The organism is Pseudomonas sp. BS3782 TE3695, from assembly GCF_050435305.1.
Lineage (GTDB): Bacteria > Pseudomonadota > Gammaproteobacteria > Pseudomonadales > Pseudomonadaceae > Aquipseudomonas.
This window is the reverse complement of sequence record NZ_JBNDKB010000001.1, coordinates 1,567,615-1,587,438: the sequence shown is the minus strand read 5'-3', so window position 1 is coordinate 1,587,438 and position 19,824 is coordinate 1,567,615. Positions and strand designations below refer to the sequence as shown.

Sequence of the window (19,824 nt, the reverse complement as noted above, 5' to 3'; positions counted from 1 at the left end):
GCGCGCCCTTTTTCAGTTCGACGCACGGTAAAGCCCGTGCGCATCGATGTAGGCCAGGACCGCGTCGGGCACCAGGAAACGTACCGACTTACCGCTGGCCAGCAGTTGACGGATCTGGGTGGCGGATACCGCGAGCGGCGTCTGCCAGACGAATGCAATCTGTCCGCTCGGCCCTTTGAGGGCCAGCGGGTCGCTCACCGAGCGCGCTGCCAGCAGGTTGCGCAAGGCATCCGGCGGTTCGCTGTCGGCATCCGGGCGTTGCAGCACCAGGATGTGGCAATGCTGGAGCAACTCTTCCCAGCGGTGCCAAGTGGGCAGGCCGCAAAATGCGTCCCAGCCCAAAAGTAGAAAAACCTGGTCCGGGGCGGCCAGTTCGGCGCGCATCAGTTCCAGGGTGTCGATGGTGTAGGACGGTTTGTCCCGCTGCAATTCGCGGGCGTCCACCACCAACGGCGGCACACCGGCCACCGCGCACTTGACCATCGCCAGACGGTCCTTCGCCGACACCTGCGGCGTACCGCGATGAGGCGGCCTGGCACTGGGTGTCAGACGCAACTCATCGAGCGCCAGCGATTCGGCGACTTCCAGCGCACCGCGCAAATGGCCGATGTGCACCGGGTCGAAAGTCCCGCCCAGCACGCCAATGCGTCGAGGCCGGGGCTCGCTGACGGACGGATCGAAGTCGCCCAAGTCAGAGCGACTCCTGGCCGCGCAACTGACCGTCACCGACCACGATGTACTTCTCGCAGGTCAGCCCTTCGAGGCCCACCGGGCCGCGGGCGTGCAGCTTATCAGTAGAAATGCCAATCTCGGCACCCAATCCGTATTCGAAGCCATCGGCAAAGCACGTCGGCGTATTGATCATTACCGAAGAAGAATCGACTTCGGCCACGAAACGCCGGGTTTCGGCCAGATTTTCGCTGACGATCGAATCGGTGTGATGGGAGCCGTACTTATTAATATGCTCGATGGCCTGATCCAGCCCGTCGACTACGCGGATCGAGAGAATCGGCGCCAGGTATTCGGTGTGCCAGTCCTCGATAGTGGCAGCAATGGCCTCGATGATCGCCCGTGTACGCTCGCAACCGCGCAGCTCAACGCCTTTTTCGCGGAACTGTGCCGCCATCGACGGCAGGAAATCCTTGGCGACCGCTTGATCCACTAGCAGGGTTTCCATGGCGCCACAGATGCCATAACGGTAAGTCTTGGCGTTGAATGCGATGCGCTGGGCTTTCGGCAGATCGGCGTGGGCACTGACGTAGACGTGACAAATGCCGTCCAGGTGCTTGATCACGGGCACACGGGCATCGCGACTGACCCGTTCGATCAGGCCACGACCGCCACGGGGCACGATGACGTCGACGTATTCGGGCATGGTGATCAGCGCGCCGACGGCGGCACGGTCGGTGGTTTCGACCACTTGCACCACGGCGGCCGGCAGATCGGCCTCGGCCAGGCCGCGCTGGATGCAGGCGGCAATGGCACGGTTGGAATGAATCGCCTCGGAGCCGCCACGCAGGATGGTCGCGTTGCCAGACTTCAGGCACAGGCTGGCGGCATCGATGGTCACGTTCGGCCGTGATTCGTAGATGATCCCGATCACGCCCAATGGCACGCGCATCTTGCCGACCTGAATGCCGGACGGGCGATAACTCATGTCGCGGATCGCACCCACCGGGTCCGGCAGTGCCGCGACCTGACGCAAACCGACGATCATGCCGTCGATGCGCTCCGGGGTCAGCGCCAGACGTTCCAGCAAAGCAGGTTCCAGACCATTGGCGCGGCCGGCGGCCAAATCCAGTTCGTTGGCCGCGGTCAATTCGGCGCGTGCAGCGTCCAGCGCATTGGCCGCCGCCTGCAAGGCGCGGTTTTTCTGCGCGGTGCTGGCACGGCCGATCACGCGGGAAGCTTCGCGAGCGGCGCGACCCAAACGGGTCATGTAGTCAAGAACGGACTCAGTCATGGTCTGCAATGGTCTTTGCTAAGGTCTTGGTAAAGAGTAAAGCGGCAGATTATAGCTGTCGCGTCCCGGGACTAACAGCGGTGACAGGCGGATGGTCGAAATGGAGGGCAATTTGCCGACGTTCAGCCGTGATTAAGCCGCATATTGTTATCATCACGACTCAATCAGCCCTGATAAACGCTGTTCATCATGACTAACCTGCCTGTTTCTGCGTCTGCTTCGCGCCAGCCCAAGGGGTTGCCGGATGCATTTTTCGACCGCGATGCCCAAACGCTGGCCCGGGATTTACTGGGCAAAATCATCCGTCATAAGGTCGGCGACCTGTGGCTCAGTGCCCGGATCATCGAGACCGAAGCCTATTACTGCGAAGAAAAAGGCAGCCACGCCTCCCTTGGCTACACAGAAAAGCGTAAGGCTTTGTTTCTGGATGGCGGCCATATCTATATGTATTACGCCCGCGGTGGCGATTCGTTGAACTTCAGCGCTCAGGGCCCCGGCAATGCAGTGTTGATCAAATCCGCCTATCCATGGGTCGACGAACTGAGCGGGCCAGCGAGTCTGGCGCAGATGCTATTGAACAATCCCGATGCTCAGGGTCGCCCTCGCCCCTCACAAAAGCTGTGTGCCGGGCAAACGCTGCTTTGCAAGGCGCTGGGGCTGAAGGTTCCAGTCTGGGATGCCAAGCGCTTCGACCATGAAGTACTGCTGGTGGAAGATGTCGGGCCAGCGCCCGGCCACATTATCCAGACCACACGCCTGGGCATTCCCCATGGGCGTGACGAGCACTTGATGTACCGTTTTGTTGATGCGGCTTACGCACTTTATTGCACACGCAACCCGCTGCGCCGGGGGCAGGTCGAAGGACGCGATTATTTTTTGCTGACGTGAACGATGAAAATCCAGTGTGGGAGCGGGCTTGCTCGCGAAGGGGCCCTTTCAGTCGATATTAGTGCCGCCTGACATTCCGCCTTCGCGAGCAAGCCCGCTCCCACATGAAATCTGTGGTGTTGTGAAGATTGCGTTCGTCCTTTGGGAACGATTGATTATTCGATGGAGTTGTTTTTATGGGCCAATGGCTCGATAGCGTGACTGGTTGGCTGACGGTCAATCCGCAGTGGTTGGCCGCGGCAGTGTTCATTGTGGCTTGCGTTGAATGCCTAGCGATTGCCGGGCTGATCGTGCCCGGCACCGTGTTGCTGTTTGCCGTGGCGGTACTGGCCGGCAGTGGTGCATTGTCATTGGGAGAAACGCTGCTGCTGGGTTTGCTCGGCGGTGTATTGGGTGACATCGTTTCGTACTTTTTGGGGCGCCATTTCCATCAGAACATCCGGCGTCTGCCGGGGTTGCGCCATCATCCGGAATGGATGGCCGGGGCCGAGGCGTATTTCCAGCGTTATGGCATTGCCAGTCTATTGGTCGGACGTTTTATCGGCCCGCTACGACCGATGTTGCCGATGGTCGCCGGGATGTTCGACATGCCATTCCCGCGCTTCGCCGTGGTCAGTCTGCTCGCCGCCGCAGGCTGGAGCGTTGCGTATCTGCTGCCCGGCTGGGCCACGGGAGCGGCGATTCGCTTGCCGTTGCCGGAAGGTTTCTGGCCCGAGGCCGGGATTGTCGTGGGCAGCATTGCACTGATGGTGGGGCTGAGTGCCACCAGCAGCCTGCGCCGGCATCGCAAAGCCACGATATTCATCACCGGCATGAGCCTGCTGATTCTGGCGGGGCTGTTTATCGGCTATCCGCACCTGAGCGCTCTTGATCAAGGTGTTATGACGCTGGTGCAGGAACACCGCAGCCCGATGCTCGATGAAGTGGCCGTGGTGTTCACGCTGATCGGCGAATTCCGCAATATGTTCATGTTCAGCGCGCTGCTGACAGTTTTGCTGTTGCTGACGAGGCAATGGCGGCACGCGCTTTTCGCAGGCGGCACGTTGCTGTTCACCGCACTGGGCAATACCGCGACCAAGCATTTTTTCGCCCGCATACGCCCGGAAGTGCTGAGTGATCCATTGACCAGCTACAGTATGCCCAGCGGCCACGCCTCGGGCTCTTTCGCGCTGTTCTTGACACTCGCAGTGCTGGCGGGTCGCGGACAACCGCCGCGCATGCGCCTGACCTGGTTACTGGTGGGTTGCTTGCCAGCGCTGACAATTTCCTTTTCACGGGTGTACCTGGGAGCGCACTGGCCGACCGATGTGCTGGCCGGGGCGATGCTGGCGGCATGCGTGTGCGCGGCCAGCCTTTGGCTGACTCAACGCCAGACCTCTCTCAATGCCATGCCGTCAAAAATCTGGTGGCTGGTGTTGCCTTCATTGGTGGCGTTGTTCGGTTTCTTTGTGTTGAGGCATATGCCGCATGCGATGTTGAGATACGCGTACTGAAAGATCAAAAGATCGCAGCCTGCGGCAGCTCCTACCGGGCGTACGTCAATTTAATGTAGGAGCTGCCACAGGCTGCGATCTTTTAGCGCGCGTCAGGCAAACAAGTCACCCTGCAACTTGTCCAGCAATGCCTGAATCGCATCCAGACGTTGCTGCGGATCATCGAGTTGCAGCAGGTCAATCTTGTCCGTTTCGGCAAACGGCAACAGGTACGCCAACTGATTGGCCAGTGACTGTTGCCCCGTCGCTTCGGTGCCCATGTTCAGCGCTTCGACCATCGGGTGTTCCGCCAAGGCCTTGAGCAGCGCGACCAGGTCGGCGTCTTCATCCTGTAGCGGCTGTTCGGGTTCATCTTTGAGCCACTCGACTTCAGCGACGATCAACTGGTCGCGCTGCACCTCGGTGCGCACTACATGAAAACGCCGCCCGCCCTTCACCCGAATGCCCAACAGGCCATTGTCCTGCTGATGGAAATCGGTGATCAGCGCCTCGCACCCTACCCGTGCGTAGCCTTCAGGGGCGATGCCCACTTCCTTGCCGTCGAGGATGCACACCACACCGAAGCCGCCGCCCTGCTTCATGCAGCGACCGATCATGTCCAGATAGCGCGCCTCGAAGATCTGCAAGTCGAGGATGCAGTCCGGAAACAGCACCGTGTTCAGCGGAAAAAGCGGCAGACTCATAGACATTTCCTTACACCACCATCGACACCGCCAACGGCAGGAATACCGCCGTGGCTACGCCCATCAGACTCATCGCCAGCGCGGCAAAGGCACCGCATTCTTCACCCTCCTGCAAGGCCACCGAGGTGCCAACCGCATGAGCGGTCATGCCCAGGGCCATGCCGCGGGCCTCTGGGCTGTGGACACCGAGGCGGGTCAAAAGACTCGGCCCGAAGATTGCCCCGATCACCCCGGTAATCAACACGAACACCGCTGCCAATGCCGCGACGCCACCAATCTGCTCCGCCACCAGCATGGCAATCGGCGAGGTGACCGATTTGGGTGCCATGGTCATCAGGATCATGTGTTCGGCGCCGAAGCCCCAGCCTAGCAACACACCCATGCCCGTGGCGACCACGCCGCCTATCACCAGCGTAGTAAATATCGGCCAGAACAACTGCCGGATCCGCCGCAGATTGAGGTACAGCGGCACCGCCAGCGCAACGGTAGCCGGCCCGAGCAGGATACTCAGGATCTCGGTGCTCTTGCGATATTCGGCGTAGCTCAGGCCGCAACCGATCAGGACAACGATGACCAGCAACATGGAGACCAGTACCGGTTGCAGAAAAATCCAGCGGGTTTTCTCGTAGGCCGCCAGTACCAATTGATACGCGCCCAACGTAATGCCGATACCGAACAATGGATGATGAATCACCGACGCCCAGGCACCCTGCCAATCGAAAGTCATTGGCCGTCCTCGCGATGCGCGTGACGCTTGACCAGGCGCTGCATCAATACGCCAGCGAAGGCCATCGACAGCAGCAGCGACAACACCAGCGCACCGGTGATCGCCCAGAAATCCGCGGCGATATCGGCGGCGTAAACCATCACGCCCACTGCTGGCGGCACCAGCAGCAACGGCAGATAACGCAGCAGGCTGCTGGCCGCGAGGTTCAGCGGTTCGCCGACCTGGCCGCGAATAATCAGGTATCCCAGCAGCAACAGCAGACCAATGATCGGCCCTGGCAGTACCGGCACAAACAAATGGTTAAGGGCGGTGCCGAGCAATTGAAAAAGCACCAGCCAGGTCAGGCCACGTAACAACATCCATCATCTCCCGCGCATGCTCCCACAAAGAAGGGGCCCGACATTATAAGCACGCCAACGCTATGAATCGGCATTCGCCAAAAGCATGGACAGTTGACCGGAGCAATTTGCCATGTTGATCTAAAGTGGTTCGCAGGGAGGTCAAATCCCCCCACTCGAAAAACTATAAAACCGATGAACCCAAGGAGAGTCTCAATGCCCTATGTTCCAGTTGCAGAGCTCAAAGATTATGTCGGCAAGGAACTCGGACGTTCCGAATGGCTCACCATCGACCAGGAACGCATCAACCTGTTCGCAGAAGCCACAGGTGATTATCAGTTCATCCATGTCGACCCGGTCAAAGCCGCGCAAACACCTTTTGGCAGCACCATCGCCCATGGTTTCCTGTCGTTGTCGCTGATCCCCAAACTGATGGAAGACATCCTCATTCTGCCCGAAGGCGCAAAGATGGTCGTCAACTACGGTCTGGACACTGTGCGTTTCATCCAGCCTGTGAAGGTCAATTCCAGGGTTCGCCTCAAGGTTGACATGAACGACGTCACCGAGAAGAAACCCGGCCAATGGCTGCTCAAGGCCGTCGCCACGCTTGAAATCGAAGGGTCGGACAAACCGGCGTATATCGCCGAGTCACTGTCCCTCTGCTTCGTGTAAAGCATCCCGGATGCGAAGCAGCTCAGGCTGTTTCGCGCCGTGTCTGTGCCATGTCTCTATAAATGCGACACATAGCTGCGGCATACTCGGTCGCCTAATTGCCCGGATCCCGCTATGCGCTCACTTGCACTCCTTGCTTTGACCCTGTTGCTGACCGCTTGCGGCGATGGCGAATCGCTGTTGCCCCCTGATGCACGCCTGCCGGACGGCGGACGTTATCGCGGTGATCTGGTCAATGGCTTGCTGCAAGGTGAAGGCCGCATCGATTATCCGAACGGCAGCTGGTACGCCGGCCAGTTCGATAAAGGCCAATGGCATGGCCAGGGCGAATGGCATGGCAGCAATGGCGAGGTCTATCGCGGGCAATTCCAGCAAGGGCTATTCGACGGCCAAGGCACGCTGACCACCCCTGGCAGCAGCTACACCGGCGGTTTCAAGGCGGGCAGACGCGACGGTGAAGGCACCCTCAAAGAAAACGCCATGACTTACCGCGGCGAATTCAAGGCCGATCAATATTCAGGGCTCGGTCGCCTGGAACTCGCAGACGGCAGCCAGTACCAGGGTCAATTCGCCCACGGCAAACCCAACGGCGAAGGCCAGCGCAGCGATGCCAGCGGCAATCAATTCACCGGGCATTTCGTTAACGGCCAGCTGGAAGGCAATGGCACCTTCAACAGCGCCGATGGCGATATCTATGTCGGCGGTTTCAAGAACAATCAACTGCATGGCAAGGGCCGCTACGAAAACGCCGATGGCGATGTCTGGCTCGGTCAGTTCAAGGAAGGCGTGCTCAGCGGCAAGGGCGAGTTGATCGGCGCCGATGGCAGTCACTACATCGGTCACTTCAACGACTGGCGTTTCACCGGCCAGGGTCGCTTGAACCTGGCCGATGGCAGTTTCTATGTTGGCCAGTTCGACGGCGACAACTATCAGGGCCAAGGTACTTTGGTACTGACCGATGGCACGGTGCAGAGCGGCACCTGGGTCAATAGTCAGCGCGTGCGCGATGCCGACGGCAAGCTGCTACCCGACCCTCTCGAACTCGGTTTGCTGGCTCAGGGTCGTTTGCTCGACGATGCACTGGCCAATGTCCCGGCCTCAACCTCGGCGGTCGAACTGTACACCTTGACCCTCGGCGGCGATGGCAAGCAGAGCGTGTTCCTGCGCGAGTCCGACTATGTTGCCAACATGCTCGCCAGCCGTTTTGGCGCCTTCGGCCAGATCCGCCTGGTCAACCATCGCGATCACTTGGGCGACCGTCCGATGGCCACCCGGGAAAACCTGCGCCGCGCCGCCCAGACCCTGGCCGAACGCAGCGGCCCGGAGGACCTGCTGTTCATTTATCTGACCAGCCACGGCACCAGCGAACATGAACTGGTGCTCGACCAGCCACGCATGGAACTGGCCGACCTGCCGGCCGACGAACTCGCCGCGGTCCTCGCGCCCCTGAAAAAGCGCGACAAAATTATCGTGATTTCATCCTGTTATTCCGGCGGCTTCATTCCCACTCTAAAGGACGAACGCACCCTGATCATGACCGCCTCGCGCGCCGATCGAGTGTCCTTTGGGTGTTCGGAAGAAGCCAATTTCACGTACTTCGGCGACGCGCTGTTCGCCCAGGCGCTGAACCAGACCGACGATCTGGAGCAAGCCTTCAAACTGGCCAGTGCCACCGTGGCCGAACGCGAACTGGCCGATAATTTCGAAGCCTCCGAGCCGCAAATCTGGGCGCCGAAAACCGTGCTCTCTCACTGGCAATCGTTACGCAAACAGCAGGCACGAAAAGCCCTGCAAAGTGTCTCTGTCAGCAAGGATGAAAAGAGCAACTAAGCTGAATAGTATCAAGGGGGAATTACTATGTACTTGACGCCTCAGCATGTATTGCTTGCCGGAGCTACCGGGTTAACCGGTGAACATTTGCTTGACCGTCTACTCAACGAGCCAACGATTACACGGGTATTAGCCCCCTCACGCCGGCCACTGGCCGAGCATCCTCACCTGGAAAACCCGGTCGGCGACCCCGCGGTATTTTTGCCGCAATTGAACGGTCGCGTCGACATTGCCTACTGCTGCCTCGGCACCACGATCAAGCAGGCCGGCTCCGAGGAAGCGTTTCGCGCGGTGGACCTGGACATGGTCGTGGCCTTCGCCAAACGTGCGCGGGAAATGGGCGCACGGCACTTGATCGTGATCAGCGCCTTGGGGGCCGATCGCAGATCCCCGATTTTCTACAACCGGGTCAAAGGCGAAATGGAACATGCATTGCGTGCGCAGAATTGGCCGCAGCTGACCATCTGCCGGCCTTCGCTGTTGTTGGGCGATCGCGTCGAGCCACGACTGGGCGAGCGGGTTGCCGGCCCATTGTCGAAATTGATTCCGGGCAAATATCACGGCATCGAAGCCTGCCAACTGGCCCGCGCCATGTGGCGCCTGGCGCTGGAAGAGCAGGATGGCGTGCGGATTGTCGAGTCGGATGAGTTGCGTAAATTAGGCAAATAAGATCAAAAGATCGCAGCCTTCGGCAGCTCCTACATAGGTATGTGTAGGAGCTGCCGAAGGCTGCGATCTTTTGCTTTTTACAATCCGCCAGTCGCTTGAAAACTTACGCCAATTACCGTCAACAACGACAGCGGCAACAGCAGCGTGTCGAGCAACGCACTGGCCGGCAGATCAACAGCCGGATAACTCGGCGCTTCGGCGCCAAACCGGTCCATGGCGCAGCAGCCGCCATTCAGCGCATACCAATCAAGACGTGTCCCCGAATACACCACCGGCGCTCCAGGCTTGGCGGCATCGAGGGTGCGCGCGGTGGCGCAGCCCGCCAATTGCAAAGCCAGCAGAATGACCAGCAGCTTATTCATCGCTGCTCAAATGGTGTTCGCCCCAACGCGGCAGCATGTCTTGCGGGATATTCAAACAGTTGAGAATTCGCGCCACGACAAAGTCGATCAAGTCATCGATGGTCTGCGGCTGGTGATAAAAGCCCGGCGACGCCGGCAAAATCGTCACGCCCATGTTGGACAGCTTGAGCATGTTCTCCAGATGAATGCTCGAATACGGCGCCTCACGGGGCACCAGAATCAACTGGCGGCGCTCCTTCAAGGTCACGTCGGCAGCCCGTTCGATCAAGTTGTTGCAGGCGCCGGTCGCAATAGCCGACAAGGTCCCGGTGGAACACGGCACCACCACCATCGCTGCCGGCGAGCCAGAGCCCGAGGCCACCGGCGACATCCAGTCTTCCTTGCCATACACCCGAATCTGCCCGGCGGCGGCGCCAGTGTATTCCGTGAGGAAGGCTTGCATCATCTGTGGTTTGGACGGCAGCGAGACATCGGTCTCGGTGGCCATCACCAGTTGCGCAGCCTTGGAAATAAGGAAGTGCACCTCGCGGTCTTCACGCACCAGGCAGTCGAGCAGGCGCAAGCCATACTGGACGCCCGAAGCGCCGGTCATCGCCAGTGTGATGCGTTCCGGGCCGTTGTTCATTGCAGCGCCTCGGCCAGTTTGCCGTGCAGGCCGCCGAAGCCGCCGTTGCTCATGATTACCACGTGAGTGCCGGGCTGAGCCTGGCTCTTCACGCGCTCAATGATGCCTTCCAGCGAATCGCTGACGATCGACGGCACGGTGCACAACGCCGCAGTGGCGCCCAGGTCCCAACCGAGGTTGGCCGGGGAATACCAGATCACCTGATCGGCATCGACCACACTTTCCGGCAAGCCATCACGGTGCGCGCCAAGCTTCATGGAGTTGGAGCGCGGCTCGATGATCGCGATCAATGGCGCGTCGCCAATGCGCTTGCGCAGACCGTCGAGGGTGGTGGCGATGGCGGTCGGGTGGTGAGCGAAATCGTCGTAGATCGTGATGCCACGCACTTCCGCGACTTTTTCCATCCGCCGCTTGACGCTTTTGAACGCGCTCAGTGCAGCGATGCCCATCGACGGCACGACGCCGACATGACGTGCGGCGGCCAAGGTGGCCAAGGCGTTGGCGACGTTGTGCTGACCGGTCATGTCCCACTCGACCACGCCTTGAACAGCGCCTTCGAACATCACTTCGAATTTCGAGCCATCTTCACTGAGCAGTTTAACTTGCCACTGACCGCCGGCACCGGTGGTTTGCACCGGGGTCCAGCAGCCCATTTCGATCACGCGCAGCAATGCCGGCTCGGTGGTCGGATGGATCACCAGGCCTTCGCTTGGAATGGTCCGCACCAAATGATGGAACTGCCGCTCGATGGCTGGCAGATCAGGGAAAATGTCGGCGTGGTCGAATTCAAGATTGTTCAGGATCGCCGTACGTGGACGGTAGTGAACGAATTTCGAGCGCTTGTCGAAGAACGCACTGTCATATTCATCGGCTTCGATCACGAAGAATGGCGTATCACCCAAACGCGCCGACACCGAGAAATTCTGCGGCACGCCGCCGATCAGGAAACCCGGGCTCATGCCCGCGTGCTCCAGGACCCAGGCGAGCATGCTGCTGGTGGTGGTTTTGCCGTGAGTGCCGGCAACCGCCAGCACCCAGCGGCCTTGCAACACGTGATCGGCCAGCCATTGCGGGCCGGAGACGTATGGCAGGCCCTTGTTCAGCACGTATTCGACGGCCGGGTTGCCGCGGGACATGGCATTGCCGATCACCACCAGGTCCGGGGCCGGATCGAGTTGCGCCGGGTCGTAACCTTGGGTCAACTCAATGCCCTGGGCTTGCAGCTGAGTGCTCATCGGCGGATAGACGTTGGCATCGGAGCCCGTCACGTGATGGCCCAGCTCTTTGGCCAGAACCGCCATCGAACCCATGAAAGTGCCGCAAATACCAAGAATATGAATGTGCATAGTCGACCTCGAAAAACATGGTCGCAGGTTAGCGTAGGGTAGGAAAAATCGCACTCTTTAGCTGAGCGTGAGGCAACCGTTTGGCTGATCCGGCACGCTTTTGGTGGCGAGGGAGCTTGCTCCCGCTGGGTTGCGAAGCAGCCCCAAAACCAGTCAACGCGGTCATTCGGATCACCCGATTGCCAACTTTACGACTGCTGCGCAGTCGAGCGGGAGCAAGCTCCCTCGCCACAGGACTCAATCAGTCAGACAGAGCGGGCGATACCGTGTTTGCGCAGCTTTCTGTAGAGGGTATTGCGGCTCACGCCCAGCTGTTCAGCGGTATGCGTCATATGCCAGCGCTGCTGTTCCAGCACCGTCAGCAATGCCAATCGCTCCGCATCGTCCAGTGGATACCCGGACGGTTCTTCAACCGCTGACACCGTTACCGCCCGAGCCTGGCGAATCATCGCCGGCAAATCCTCCAGCCCGATCCGGCCGCCGTCACACAACGCTGCCAGGGTTCGCAGCACATTGCGCAGCTGCCGCACATTGCCCGGCCAGGCAAAATCCAGCAAGGCCTGGCGCGCCGGAGCATCAATCAGCACCGTCTCCGTGCCCGCCTCTTCGGCCAGCAAAAAGTCGAGCAACTGCGATTTGTCAGAGCGCTCGCGCAACGCCGGCAATGCGACTTCCAGCCCATTGAGCCGGTAATACAAATCCTCGCGGAAACTGCCGTCCTTCACTCGTTCAAGCAGATTGCGGTGAGTGGCGCTGATGATCCGCACATTGACCGGTTCCGGCTCACCGCCAATCGGCACCACCTGACGGTCTTCCAGCACCCTTAGTAGCCGGGTCTGCATGTTCAGTGGCATGTCACCGATTTCATCGAGGAACAACGTCCCGCCATCGGCCTGCTGCAGCTTGCCGCGCATGCCTTCCTTGCGAGCGCCGGTGAAACTGCCGCCGCGATAGCCGAACAGTTCGCTTTCGATCAGGCTTTCGGGAATCGCCGCGCAATTGAGGGCGACGAACGATTTTTCTGCCCGTTGGCTGGCCTGATGCACGGCTTTGGCGAAAGCTTCCTTGCCTGAGCCGGTTTCGCCATTGATCAGCAACGGCACGTCGCGTTCAAACACGCGCAAGGCCTTGCAAAAATCCTCCTGCAACGCGGCATCGCCCAGGCAAATGCCCGACAAGCGCGGACGCTCGGCAACCCTCGGGCTTTGCACCACCGGCACCGGCATACTGCGCGGCTGCCCGCGCAATACGGCAAACAACCGCCGCCCGTCACGGGTGCGCAATGGCCAACTGGCGCTGGCATTGGCGCTCGCGCGGCCGAGCAATTCATCCAGTGAGCAGTCGAAAAACGCCTCCACCGGTTTGCCCAACAGCCCACCACGAATATGCCCCAGCAAATTCAGCGCACTCTGGTTGACCGCACTGATTCGCCCTTCCCCATCGAACGCCAGCAACCCTTCGCTGAACAGCCCGACAGATTCGGCCTGCAAGTGAAAACGCAGCAACCATTGATTGTCGAAGTAACGCAGGAAATAGCAGCTCTCGATCATCTTCGCCGACAGATTGACCAGGGCCATGGTGTGGAACTGACTCTGACGCGAAACCTCGTGACGCGCCGAAGACACGTCGAGCACCGCCAGCAGTTCACCGTGAGGATCGAATACCGGGCTCGCCGAGCAGGTCAGGCCAGTATGACGGCCGCGAAAATGTTCGTCTTGATGGATGGTCAGGGATTGGCGCTCCACCAGGCAGGTGCCGATGCCGTTGGTGCCTTCGCACGCTTCGCTCCAGTCGGCGCCGAGCCAAAGGCCAGCGCGCTCGAAAATCTTCCGTTCGGTGGGCGCGGTAACGCAGTTGAGGATCACCCCGCGAGCATCGGTCAGCAGCACCGCGTGGCCGGCACCGGAAAGTTGCTGGTGGAGACTGGTCATTTCGTTGCCGGCGATTTGCAGTACTTGCTGCAAACGTTCACGGCTTTCCAGCACGCGGCCATGTTCGAGCACCGTCGGCGCCATGGTCAGAGCCGGGTCGAGGTGATAGTCCTCAAGACAACGCAGCCAGGAACGGGCAATGGACGGATCGCTGCCGGGACCGTGCAGATGGGATTTGCCTTGGGTCACGGTCAGCACTTGCTGGGCATGGCGACTCAAATGGTTGTCGTGCATTTCTTATTATTCTCCCCGAGCGGTTTTACACCCGTCCCTGTAGGAGCTGTCGAGTGAAACGAGGCTGCGATCTTTTGATCTTGTTCCGGAAAAGCAAAATCAAAGATCGCAGCCTCGTTTCACTCGACAGCTCCTACAGAGGTTGTGCCGAGCATCCTCCAGCGCGACGTGTATTGCAATGCTGGCGAGCCCGTCCCGTCACACGTTGCGCCACAAACGGTACAAAGTGTCACACGGGCTGTACCGCAAGCGTCACAAACACTGCCCATCCGTCCGACAAAAAACACGCAAGGCCTTGATTTACCTGACCTACAACGCAGTGGCCCGACCTTTGCTCTACGCTTAATACAGCGCTTTAGCGCGTCCTCCCTTATAAGCACAAAAGCCAAGGAGAAACCCATCATGCGTTACGCTCACCCCGGTACTGAAGGCGCTATCGTTTCGTTCAAGAGCAAATACGGTAACTACATCGGCGGCGAGTTCGTCGCGCCTGTCAAAGGTCAGTACTTCACCAATACATCGCCGGTCAACGGCCAACCTATTGCCCAATTCCCGCGCTCCACAGCCGAAGACATCGAAAAGGCCCTGGACGCTGCCCATGCTGCCGCCGATGCCTGGGGCGCCACGTCCGCCCAGGCTCGCTCGCTGGTGCTGCTGAAAATCGCCGATCGCATCGAACAGAACCTGGAAGTGCTGGCGATCACTGAATCCTGGGACAACGGCAAGGCCGTTCGCGAAACCCTCAACGCCGACATCCCGCTGGCCGCCGACCATTTCCGCTACTTCGCCGGTTGCATCCGGGCCCAGGAAGGCAGCGCCGCCGAGATTGATGGCAACACCGTGGCCTATCACATCCATGAACCGCTGGGCGTGGTCGGGCAGATCATCCCGTGGAACTTTCCGATCCTGATGGCCGCCTGGAAACTCGCCCCGGCCCTGGCCGCCGGCAACTGCGTGGTCCTTAAACCGGCCGAGCAAACGCCACTGGGCATTACCGTGCTGATGGAACTGATCGGCGACCTGCTGCCACCCGGCGTGCTCAACGTGGTGCAAGGCTTCGGCAAAGAAGCCGGGGAAGCCCTGGCCACCAGCAAGCGCATCGCCAAGATCGCTTTCACCGGCTCGACCCCGGTCGGCTCGCACATCATGAAATGCGCCGCCGAAAACATCATTCCGTCCACCGTGGAGCTGGGTGGCAAGTCGCCGAACATCTTCTTCGAAGACATCATGCAAGCAGAACCGACTTTCATCGAGAAAGCCGCCGAAGGCCTGGTGCTGGCATTCTTCAACCAGGGCGAAGTCTGCACTTGCCCGTCCCGCGCCTTGGTGCAAGAGTCGATCTACGACGAGTTCATGAAAGTGGTCATGAACAAAGTCCTGCAAATCAAACGTGGCGACCCGCTGGACACCGACACTATGGTCGGCGCTCAGGCGTCCGAGCAGCAATTCGACAAAATCCTTTCGTACCTGGACATCGCCAAGGGCGAAGGCGCCGAACTGCTGACTGGCGGCAAAGTAGAAAAACTCGAGGGCAGCCTGGCGACCGGGTATTACATCCAGCCGACCCTGCTCAAGGGCACCAACAAAATGCGCGTGTTCCAGGAAGAAATCTTTGGCCCGGTGGTGAGCATCACCACCTTCAAGGACGAAGCCGAAGCCCTGGCCATCGCCAACGACACCGAGTTCGGCCTGGGTGCCGGCCTCTGGACCCGCGACATCAACCGCGCCTATCGCATGGGCCGAGCCATCAAGGCCGGTCGTGTGTGGACCAACTGCTACCACCTGTACCCGGCTCACGCCGCGTTTGGTGGTTACAAAAAGTCCGGCGTCGGCCGTGAAACCCACAAGATGATGCTCGATCACTATCAGCAGACCAAAAACCTGCTGGTGAGCTACGACATCAATCCGTTGGGCTTCTTCTAAAAACCGGGGGCGATACAGGTAGTTCTGTATCGCCCTTCTGGTGGCCATCGCGGGCAAGCCCGCTCCCACATTTTCCGGCGTGCCCACTATCAGGCACACCACACCCCCAATGTGGGAGCGGGCTTGCTCGCGAAGGCGCCCTCAATGACACACCAATTATCGCCCTGCTGCTCTGGCACGGGCTTTGCGTGCCCGCACCACATATAAACGCCATACCCGAAAGTCCAACAGATCAAACAATAATAAAGACAGAGAGGACTTATGACTTCTACTACACAGCTCAAACCCACACTCGGCACCCTGCACCTATGGGGCATTGCCGTCGGCCTGGTGATTTCCGGCGAATACTTCGGCTGGAGTTACGGCTGGGGCACCGCGGGGACCCTGGGTTTTCTCGTCACCGCCCTGATGGTGGCGACGATGTACACCTGCTTTATCTTCAGTTTCACCGAATTGACCACCGCCATTCCCCACGCTGGCGGGCCGTTTGCCTATAGCCGACGGGCCTTCGGCGAAAAAGGCGGACTGATCGCCGGCATTGCGACCCTGATCGAATTCGTCTTTGCGCCACCGGCAATTGCCATGGCCATCGGCGCTTACCTCAACGTGCAATACCCGGAACTTGACCCGAAGATCGCTGCTGTTGGTGCCTATTTCGTGTTCATGGGCTTGAATATCCTCGGCGTGAGCATCGCTGCCACGTTCGAATTGGTGGTCACCGTGCTGGCGGTCGCCGAATTGCTGGTGTTCATGGGCGTGGTCGCACCGGGCTTCAGCTTCAGCAATTTCGTGCTCAATGGTTGGTCGGGTTCCAACGAATTCACCATGGCCTCGATCCCCGGCATCTTTGCGGCAATACCTTTCGCAATCTGGTTCTTCCTCGCCATTGAAGGCGCAGCCATGGCCGCCGAAGAAGCCAAGGACCCGAAACGCACGATTCCCAGGGCTTACGTCAGTGGCATTCTGACCCTGGTGTTCCTGGCCATCGGCGTCATGGTGATGGCTGGCGGCGTCGGCGACTGGCGCCAACTGTCGAACATCAACGATCCGCTGCCTCAGGCGATGAAAGCCGTGGTCGGCAACGATTCAACCTGGATGCACATGCTGGTCTGGATCGGCCTGTTCGGCCTGGTGGCGAGCTTCCACGGGATCATTCTTGGCTACTCGCGACAGTTCTTCGCCCTGGCTCGCGCCGGTTACCTGCCCAAAGGGCTGGCCAAGCTGTCGCGCTTCCAGACGCCGCACCGGGCGATTCTGGCGGGCGGCGTGATCGGCATCGCGGCAATCTACAGCGACGGCCTGGTCAACCTGCAGGGCATGACGCTGACGGCGGCAATGATCACCATGTCGGTATTCGGCGCCATCGTGATGTACATCATCAGTATGCTGAGCCTGTTCAAACTGCGTAAAACCGAGCCGAACCTGGAACGCATCTTCCGCGCCCCGGGCTACCCTATCGTGCCGGGGATCGCGCTGTTTCTGGCCGTGGTGTGCCTGGTGGCGATGGCGTGGTTCAACACCTTGATCGGGTGTGTGTTTCTCGGGTTCATGGCGGCCGGTTACCTGTATTTCCAACTGACGGCCAAGCAGCGTTCCGACGCACCGGCGGATGCGATGCTCGAAGGCGTCTGAATTGCACCGGCGCCGGGCTGATTCCCGGCGCCTGCCATATTGAAGTGCACAGAGATCCAATGTGGGAGCGGGCTTGCTCGCGAAGGAGGTCTGACATTCAACATGTGTGGTGAATGACACTCCGCCTTCGCGAGCAAGCCCGCTCCCACAGGGGTTCGGCGGTGCATTTGAGTTATTTATTGAATCAGGAGGACACCGTCCCATGGCCGTATTTGCCCATACCGTCGGCGCCCAGACCTACCGTTTCGACAACCTCAAGGACGTCATGGCCAAGGCCAGCCCGGCGCGCTCCGGGGACTTTCTGGCCGGCGTTGCCGCCCTCAATGATGGCGAGCGCGTGGCCGCGCAGATGGCCCTGGCTGACATCCCGCTGACTCATTTCCTGCAGGAAGTATTGATTCCCTACGAGACCGATGAAGTCACCCGGCTAATCATCGACACCCACGACAAGCAGGCTTTTAAAGCGGTCAGCCACCTCACTGTCGGTGGCTTTCGCGATTGGCTGCTCAGCGACGCCGCCGACGAACAGAGCCTGCGTGCCCTCGCCCCAGGCCTGACCCCGGAAATGGCCGCCGCCGTGTCAAAGATCATGCGCGTGCAAGACCTGGTGCTGGTGGCGCAGAAAATCCGTGTAGTCACGAAATTTCGCGGCACGCTGGGCTTGCGCGGTCGGCTCTCGACACGTCTGCAACCCAATCACCCCACCGACGAACCGGCCGGTATCGCCGCGAGCATTCTCGACGGCCTGCTGTACGGCAACGGTGACGCGATGATCGGCATCAACCCGGCCACCGACAGCATCGCTTCGATCTGCGCCATGCTCGAAATGCTCGATGCAATCATCCAGCGCTACGAAATTCCTACACAAGCCTGCGTGCTGACCCACGTCACCACCTCCATCGAGGCGGTGAACCGCGGAGTTCCGCTGGATCTGGTGTTCCAGTCGATCGCCGGCACTGAAGCGGCCAACGCCAGTTTCGGTATCAACCTAAACGTCTTGCAGGAAGGCTATGACGCAGGCTTGAGCCTGAATCGCGGCACGTTGGGCCAGAACCTGATGTATTTCGAGACCGGCCAGGGCAGCGCCTTGTCGGCCAACGCCCATCACGGCATCGATCAACAGACCTGCGAAACCCGCGCCTACGCCGTGGCACGCCATTTCAAACCGTTTCTGGTCAACACCGTCGTAGGCTTCATCGGCCCCGAATACCTCTACAACGGCAAACAGATCATCCGCGCCGGCCTCGAAGACCACTTCTGCGGCAAGCTGCTGGGCGTGCCCATGGGTTGCGACATCTGTTACACCAATCACGCCGAAGCCGATCAGGACGACATGGACACCCTGCTGACCCTGTTGGGCGTGGCCGGGATCAACTTCATCATGGGCATCCCCGGCTCCGACGACATCATGCTCAATTACCAGACCACATCGTTCCACGACGCCCTTTATGCCCGGAAAACCCTGGGCCTGAGACCGGCGCCAGAGTTTGAAAACTGGCTGGCGAACATGGGCATCTTTACCCAGACAGACGGCAAAATTCACTTCGGCGACAACCTGCCGCCGGCCTTCCGTCAGGCCATGGCGCAACTGGGATGAGTATTGAGATGGATAAACCACCTGTCGATCCGCAAAACCCGTTGCTGGAACTGCGCCGCCTGACCCCGGCACGTATTGCCCTCGGTCGTACAGGCACCAGTATGCCGACCAGCGCGCAGCTGGATTTTCAGTACGCCCATGCACAGGCCCGGGATGCGGTGCACCTGCCATTCGATCACAAGGGGCTCGGTTCGCAATTGGCCGAGCGTGGACGTGAGCATTTGCTGCTGCACAGCGCCGCCACGGACCGGAACAGCTATCTGCAGCGCCCCGATCTGGGGCGCAAATTGAGTGATGAGTCGGCGCAGACCCTGCGCGACTACGCCCGGAATCATCCTGGCGGGGTGGACCTGGCGGTCGTGGTGGCCGATGGCCTCTCGGCATTGGCCGTTCATCGCCACACCTTGCCGTTTCTGGCGCGCATGGAAGAACAGACAGCCACTGAGGGCTGGTCCCTGTCGCCGGTGATCCTGGTGGAACAGGGCCGAGTTGCAGTGGCCGACGAGATTGGCGAGCTATTAGGCGCGAAGATGGTGGTCATTTTGATCGGCGAACGCCCCGGCTTGAGCTCGCCAGACAGCTTGGGACTGTATTTCACCTATAATCCCAAGGTCGGACTAACGGATGCCTATCGCAATTGCATCTCGAATGTCCGCCTCGAAGGCTTGAGTTACGGAATGGCAGCACACCGGTTGCTGTATTTGATGCGCGAAGCCTGTCGGCGGCAGTTATCAGGGGTCAGTCTGAAGGACGAAGCCCAGGTTCAGACGCTGGAGTCGGACAATGGCGCGGACATGAAAGGTAATTTCCTACTGAGCCCGTCGGATGCCTGAACCGTTTCCGCATTGCGTTTCTATTCAGGTTTCAGGCAGGATCGATGCACGGCCGCCAGGGATTTCCCATCGCCGTCA

The 19,824-nt window shown here is 59.9% G+C and carries 18 protein-coding genes; 9 read left to right on the top strand and 9 right to left on the bottom strand.

The genetic code is table 11. The annotated features are described in order from the left end of the window. Nucleotides 1–12: 12 nt before the first annotated feature. Complete coding sequence (gene nadD, locus ABH909_RS07205; RefSeq protein ID WP_429431620.1) at nucleotides 13–690, bottom strand: nicotinate-nucleotide adenylyltransferase; 678 nt, start codon at nucleotides 688–690, stop codon at nucleotides 13–15. A gap of 1 nt (nucleotide 691) precedes the next feature. Then, nucleotides 692–1,963 carry a glutamate-5-semialdehyde dehydrogenase gene (locus ABH909_RS07200; RefSeq protein WP_429431617.1) on the bottom strand — a complete coding sequence of 424 codons (1,272 nt, stop codon included), beginning with the start codon at nucleotides 1,961–1,963 and terminating at the stop codon, nucleotides 692–694. Between the two features lie 189 nt (nucleotides 1,964–2,152). On the opposite strand from ABH909_RS07200, the gene ABH909_RS07195 reads away from it, so the two are divergent. Together ABH909_RS07195 and ABH909_RS07190 are read left to right on the top strand one after the other, a co-directional pair. Then, nucleotides 2,153–2,851: a DNA-3-methyladenine glycosylase gene (locus tag ABH909_RS07195; RefSeq protein WP_429431614.1), complete on the top strand. Its 699-nt coding sequence runs from the start codon at nucleotides 2,153–2,155 to the stop codon at nucleotides 2,849–2,851. 176 nt (nucleotides 2,852–3,027) lie between these two features. Continuing rightward, nucleotides 3,028–4,344 (top strand): bifunctional DedA family/phosphatase PAP2 family protein, encoded by a 1,317-nt coding sequence (locus ABH909_RS07190; RefSeq protein ID WP_429431611.1) that lies wholly within the window; start codon nucleotides 3,028–3,030, stop codon nucleotides 4,342–4,344. 92 nt (nucleotides 4,345–4,436) lie between these two features. Here ABH909_RS07190 and ABH909_RS07185 read toward each other — a convergent pair whose 3' ends face one another. From ABH909_RS07185 to ABH909_RS07175, 3 genes are read right to left on the bottom strand one after another with little or no spacing between them, the layout of a single operon-like run. Further along, nucleotides 4,437–5,027 carry an LON peptidase substrate-binding domain-containing protein gene (locus tag ABH909_RS07185; protein ID WP_429431608.1) on the bottom strand — a complete coding sequence of 197 codons (591 nt, stop codon included), beginning with the start codon at nucleotides 5,025–5,027 and terminating at the stop codon, nucleotides 4,437–4,439. A gap of 10 nt (nucleotides 5,028–5,037) precedes the next feature. Beyond that, entirely contained in the window at nucleotides 5,038–5,754 is a 717-nt protein-coding gene (locus ABH909_RS07180) for an LrgB family protein (protein WP_429431605.1), read from the bottom strand. Then, nucleotides 5,751–6,113: a CidA/LrgA family protein gene (locus tag ABH909_RS07175; RefSeq protein ID WP_429431602.1), complete on the bottom strand. Its 363-nt coding sequence runs from the start codon at nucleotides 6,111–6,113 to the stop codon at nucleotides 5,751–5,753. Before ABH909_RS07175 ends, ABH909_RS07180 begins: the two co-directional genes overlap by 4 nt. Nucleotides 6,114–6,308: 195 nt before the next feature. Here ABH909_RS07175 and ABH909_RS07170 point away from each other — a divergent pair, with 195 nt between their 5' ends. The 3 genes from ABH909_RS07170 to ABH909_RS07160 all read left to right on the top strand — a co-directional run bounded on the left by ABH909_RS07170 (nucleotide 6,309) and on the right by ABH909_RS07160 (nucleotide 9,263). Continuing rightward, on the top strand, nucleotides 6,309–6,764 hold the full coding sequence (locus ABH909_RS07170; RefSeq protein ID WP_429431599.1) for a MaoC family dehydratase: 456 nt from the start codon (nucleotides 6,309–6,311) through the stop codon (nucleotides 6,762–6,764). A 114-nt stretch (nucleotides 6,765–6,878) separates the two neighbouring features. Continuing rightward, nucleotides 6,879–8,594, top strand: coding sequence for a C13 family peptidase (locus ABH909_RS07165; RefSeq protein WP_429431596.1), 1,716 nt, complete (start codon nucleotides 6,879–6,881; stop codon nucleotides 8,592–8,594). 27 nt (nucleotides 8,595–8,621) lie between these two features. After that, entirely contained in the window at nucleotides 8,622–9,263 is a 642-nt protein-coding gene (locus ABH909_RS07160) for an oxidoreductase (protein WP_429431594.1), read from the top strand. A gap of 77 nt (nucleotides 9,264–9,340) precedes the next feature. On the opposite strand, the gene ABH909_RS07155 is transcribed toward ABH909_RS07160, so the two are convergent. From ABH909_RS07155 to ABH909_RS07140, 4 genes are all read right to left on the bottom strand, one after another. Continuing rightward, complete coding sequence (locus ABH909_RS07155; protein WP_429431591.1) at nucleotides 9,341–9,625, bottom strand: YceK/YidQ family lipoprotein; 285 nt, start codon at nucleotides 9,623–9,625, stop codon at nucleotides 9,341–9,343. Then, nucleotides 9,618–10,250, bottom strand: a complete 633-nt coding sequence (gene ubiX / locus ABH909_RS07150; protein ID WP_429431588.1) for a flavin prenyltransferase UbiX — start codon at nucleotides 10,248–10,250, stop codon at nucleotides 9,618–9,620. The genes ABH909_RS07155 and ubiX overlap by 8 nt, the downstream gene beginning before the upstream one ends. Next, the gene (mpl, locus tag ABH909_RS07145; RefSeq protein ID WP_008009026.1) at nucleotides 10,247–11,596 is read right to left on the bottom strand and encodes a UDP-N-acetylmuramate:L-alanyl-gamma-D-glutamyl-meso-diaminopimelate ligase; all 1,350 of its coding nucleotides are present in this window, start codon (nucleotides 11,594–11,596) and stop codon (nucleotides 10,247–10,249) included. Before mpl ends, ubiX begins: the two co-directional genes overlap by 4 nt. Before the next feature lie 245 nt (nucleotides 11,597–11,841). Then, the gene (locus ABH909_RS07140; RefSeq protein ID WP_429431585.1) at nucleotides 11,842–13,761 is read right to left on the bottom strand and encodes a sigma-54-dependent Fis family transcriptional regulator; all 1,920 of its coding nucleotides are present in this window, start codon (nucleotides 13,759–13,761) and stop codon (nucleotides 11,842–11,844) included. Nucleotides 13,762–14,163: 402 nt separating this feature from the next. Here ABH909_RS07140 and exaC point away from each other — a divergent pair, with 402 nt between their 5' ends. From exaC to eutC, 4 genes are all read left to right on the top strand, one after another. Then, nucleotides 14,164–15,684, top strand: a complete 1,521-nt coding sequence (gene exaC / locus ABH909_RS07135; RefSeq protein ID WP_429431583.1) for an acetaldehyde dehydrogenase ExaC — start codon at nucleotides 14,164–14,166, stop codon at nucleotides 15,682–15,684. Between the two features lie 261 nt (nucleotides 15,685–15,945). After that, nucleotides 15,946–17,316, top strand: coding sequence for an ethanolamine permease (gene eat, locus ABH909_RS07130; protein WP_429431580.1), 1,371 nt, complete (start codon nucleotides 15,946–15,948; stop codon nucleotides 17,314–17,316). Between the two features lie 202 nt (nucleotides 17,317–17,518). Then, complete coding sequence (locus tag ABH909_RS07125; RefSeq protein ID WP_429431577.1) at nucleotides 17,519–18,913, top strand: ethanolamine ammonia-lyase subunit EutB; 1,395 nt, start codon at nucleotides 17,519–17,521, stop codon at nucleotides 18,911–18,913. Between the two features lie 8 nt (nucleotides 18,914–18,921). Then, nucleotides 18,922–19,746 (top strand): ethanolamine ammonia-lyase subunit EutC, encoded by an 825-nt coding sequence (gene eutC, locus ABH909_RS07120; RefSeq protein WP_429431574.1) that lies wholly within the window; start codon nucleotides 18,922–18,924, stop codon nucleotides 19,744–19,746. Nucleotides 19,747–19,824 lie beyond the last annotated feature (78 nt).

Bases quoted from the DNA above. Each gene is read 5' to 3' on its own strand.
- ABH909_RS07200 (WP_429431617.1), bottom strand. From the start codon at position 1,963: ATGACTGAGTCCGTTCTTGACTACATGACCCGTTTGGGTCGCGCCGCT.
- ABH909_RS07195 (WP_429431614.1), top strand. From the start codon at position 2,153: ATGACTAACCTGCCTGTTTCTGCGTCTGCTTCGCGCCAGCCCAAGGGG.
- ABH909_RS07190 (WP_429431611.1), top strand. From the start codon at position 3,028: ATGGGCCAATGGCTCGATAGCGTGACTGGTTGGCTGACGGTCAATCCG.
- ABH909_RS07185 (WP_429431608.1), bottom strand. From the start codon at position 5,027: ATGAGTCTGCCGCTTTTTCCGCTGAACACGGTGCTGTTTCCGGACTGC.
- ABH909_RS07180 (WP_429431605.1), bottom strand. From the start codon at position 5,754: ATGACTTTCGATTGGCAGGGTGCCTGGGCGTCGGTGATTCATCATCCA.
- ABH909_RS07175 (WP_429431602.1), bottom strand. From the start codon at position 6,113: ATGTTGTTACGTGGCCTGACCTGGCTGGTGCTTTTTCAATTGCTCGGC.
- ABH909_RS07170 (WP_429431599.1), top strand. From the start codon at position 6,309: ATGCCCTATGTTCCAGTTGCAGAGCTCAAAGATTATGTCGGCAAGGAA.
- ABH909_RS07165 (WP_429431596.1), top strand. From the start codon at position 6,879: ATGCGCTCACTTGCACTCCTTGCTTTGACCCTGTTGCTGACCGCTTGC.
- ABH909_RS07160 (WP_429431594.1), top strand. From the start codon at position 8,622: ATGTACTTGACGCCTCAGCATGTATTGCTTGCCGGAGCTACCGGGTTA.
- ABH909_RS07155 (WP_429431591.1), bottom strand. From the start codon at position 9,625: ATGAATAAGCTGCTGGTCATTCTGCTGGCTTTGCAATTGGCGGGCTGC.
- ubiX (WP_429431588.1), bottom strand. From the start codon at position 10,250: ATGAACAACGGCCCGGAACGCATCACACTGGCGATGACCGGCGCTTCG.
- mpl (WP_008009026.1), bottom strand. From the start codon at position 11,596: ATGCACATTCATATTCTTGGTATTTGCGGCACTTTCATGGGTTCGATG.
- ABH909_RS07140 (WP_429431585.1), bottom strand. From the start codon at position 13,761: ATGCACGACAACCATTTGAGTCGCCATGCCCAGCAAGTGCTGACCGTG.
- exaC (WP_429431583.1), top strand. From the start codon at position 14,164: ATGCGTTACGCTCACCCCGGTACTGAAGGCGCTATCGTTTCGTTCAAG.
- eat (WP_429431580.1), top strand. From the start codon at position 15,946: ATGACTTCTACTACACAGCTCAAACCCACACTCGGCACCCTGCACCTA.
- ABH909_RS07125 (WP_429431577.1), top strand. From the start codon at position 17,519: ATGGCCGTATTTGCCCATACCGTCGGCGCCCAGACCTACCGTTTCGAC.
- eutC (WP_429431574.1), top strand. From the start codon at position 18,922: ATGGATAAACCACCTGTCGATCCGCAAAACCCGTTGCTGGAACTGCGC.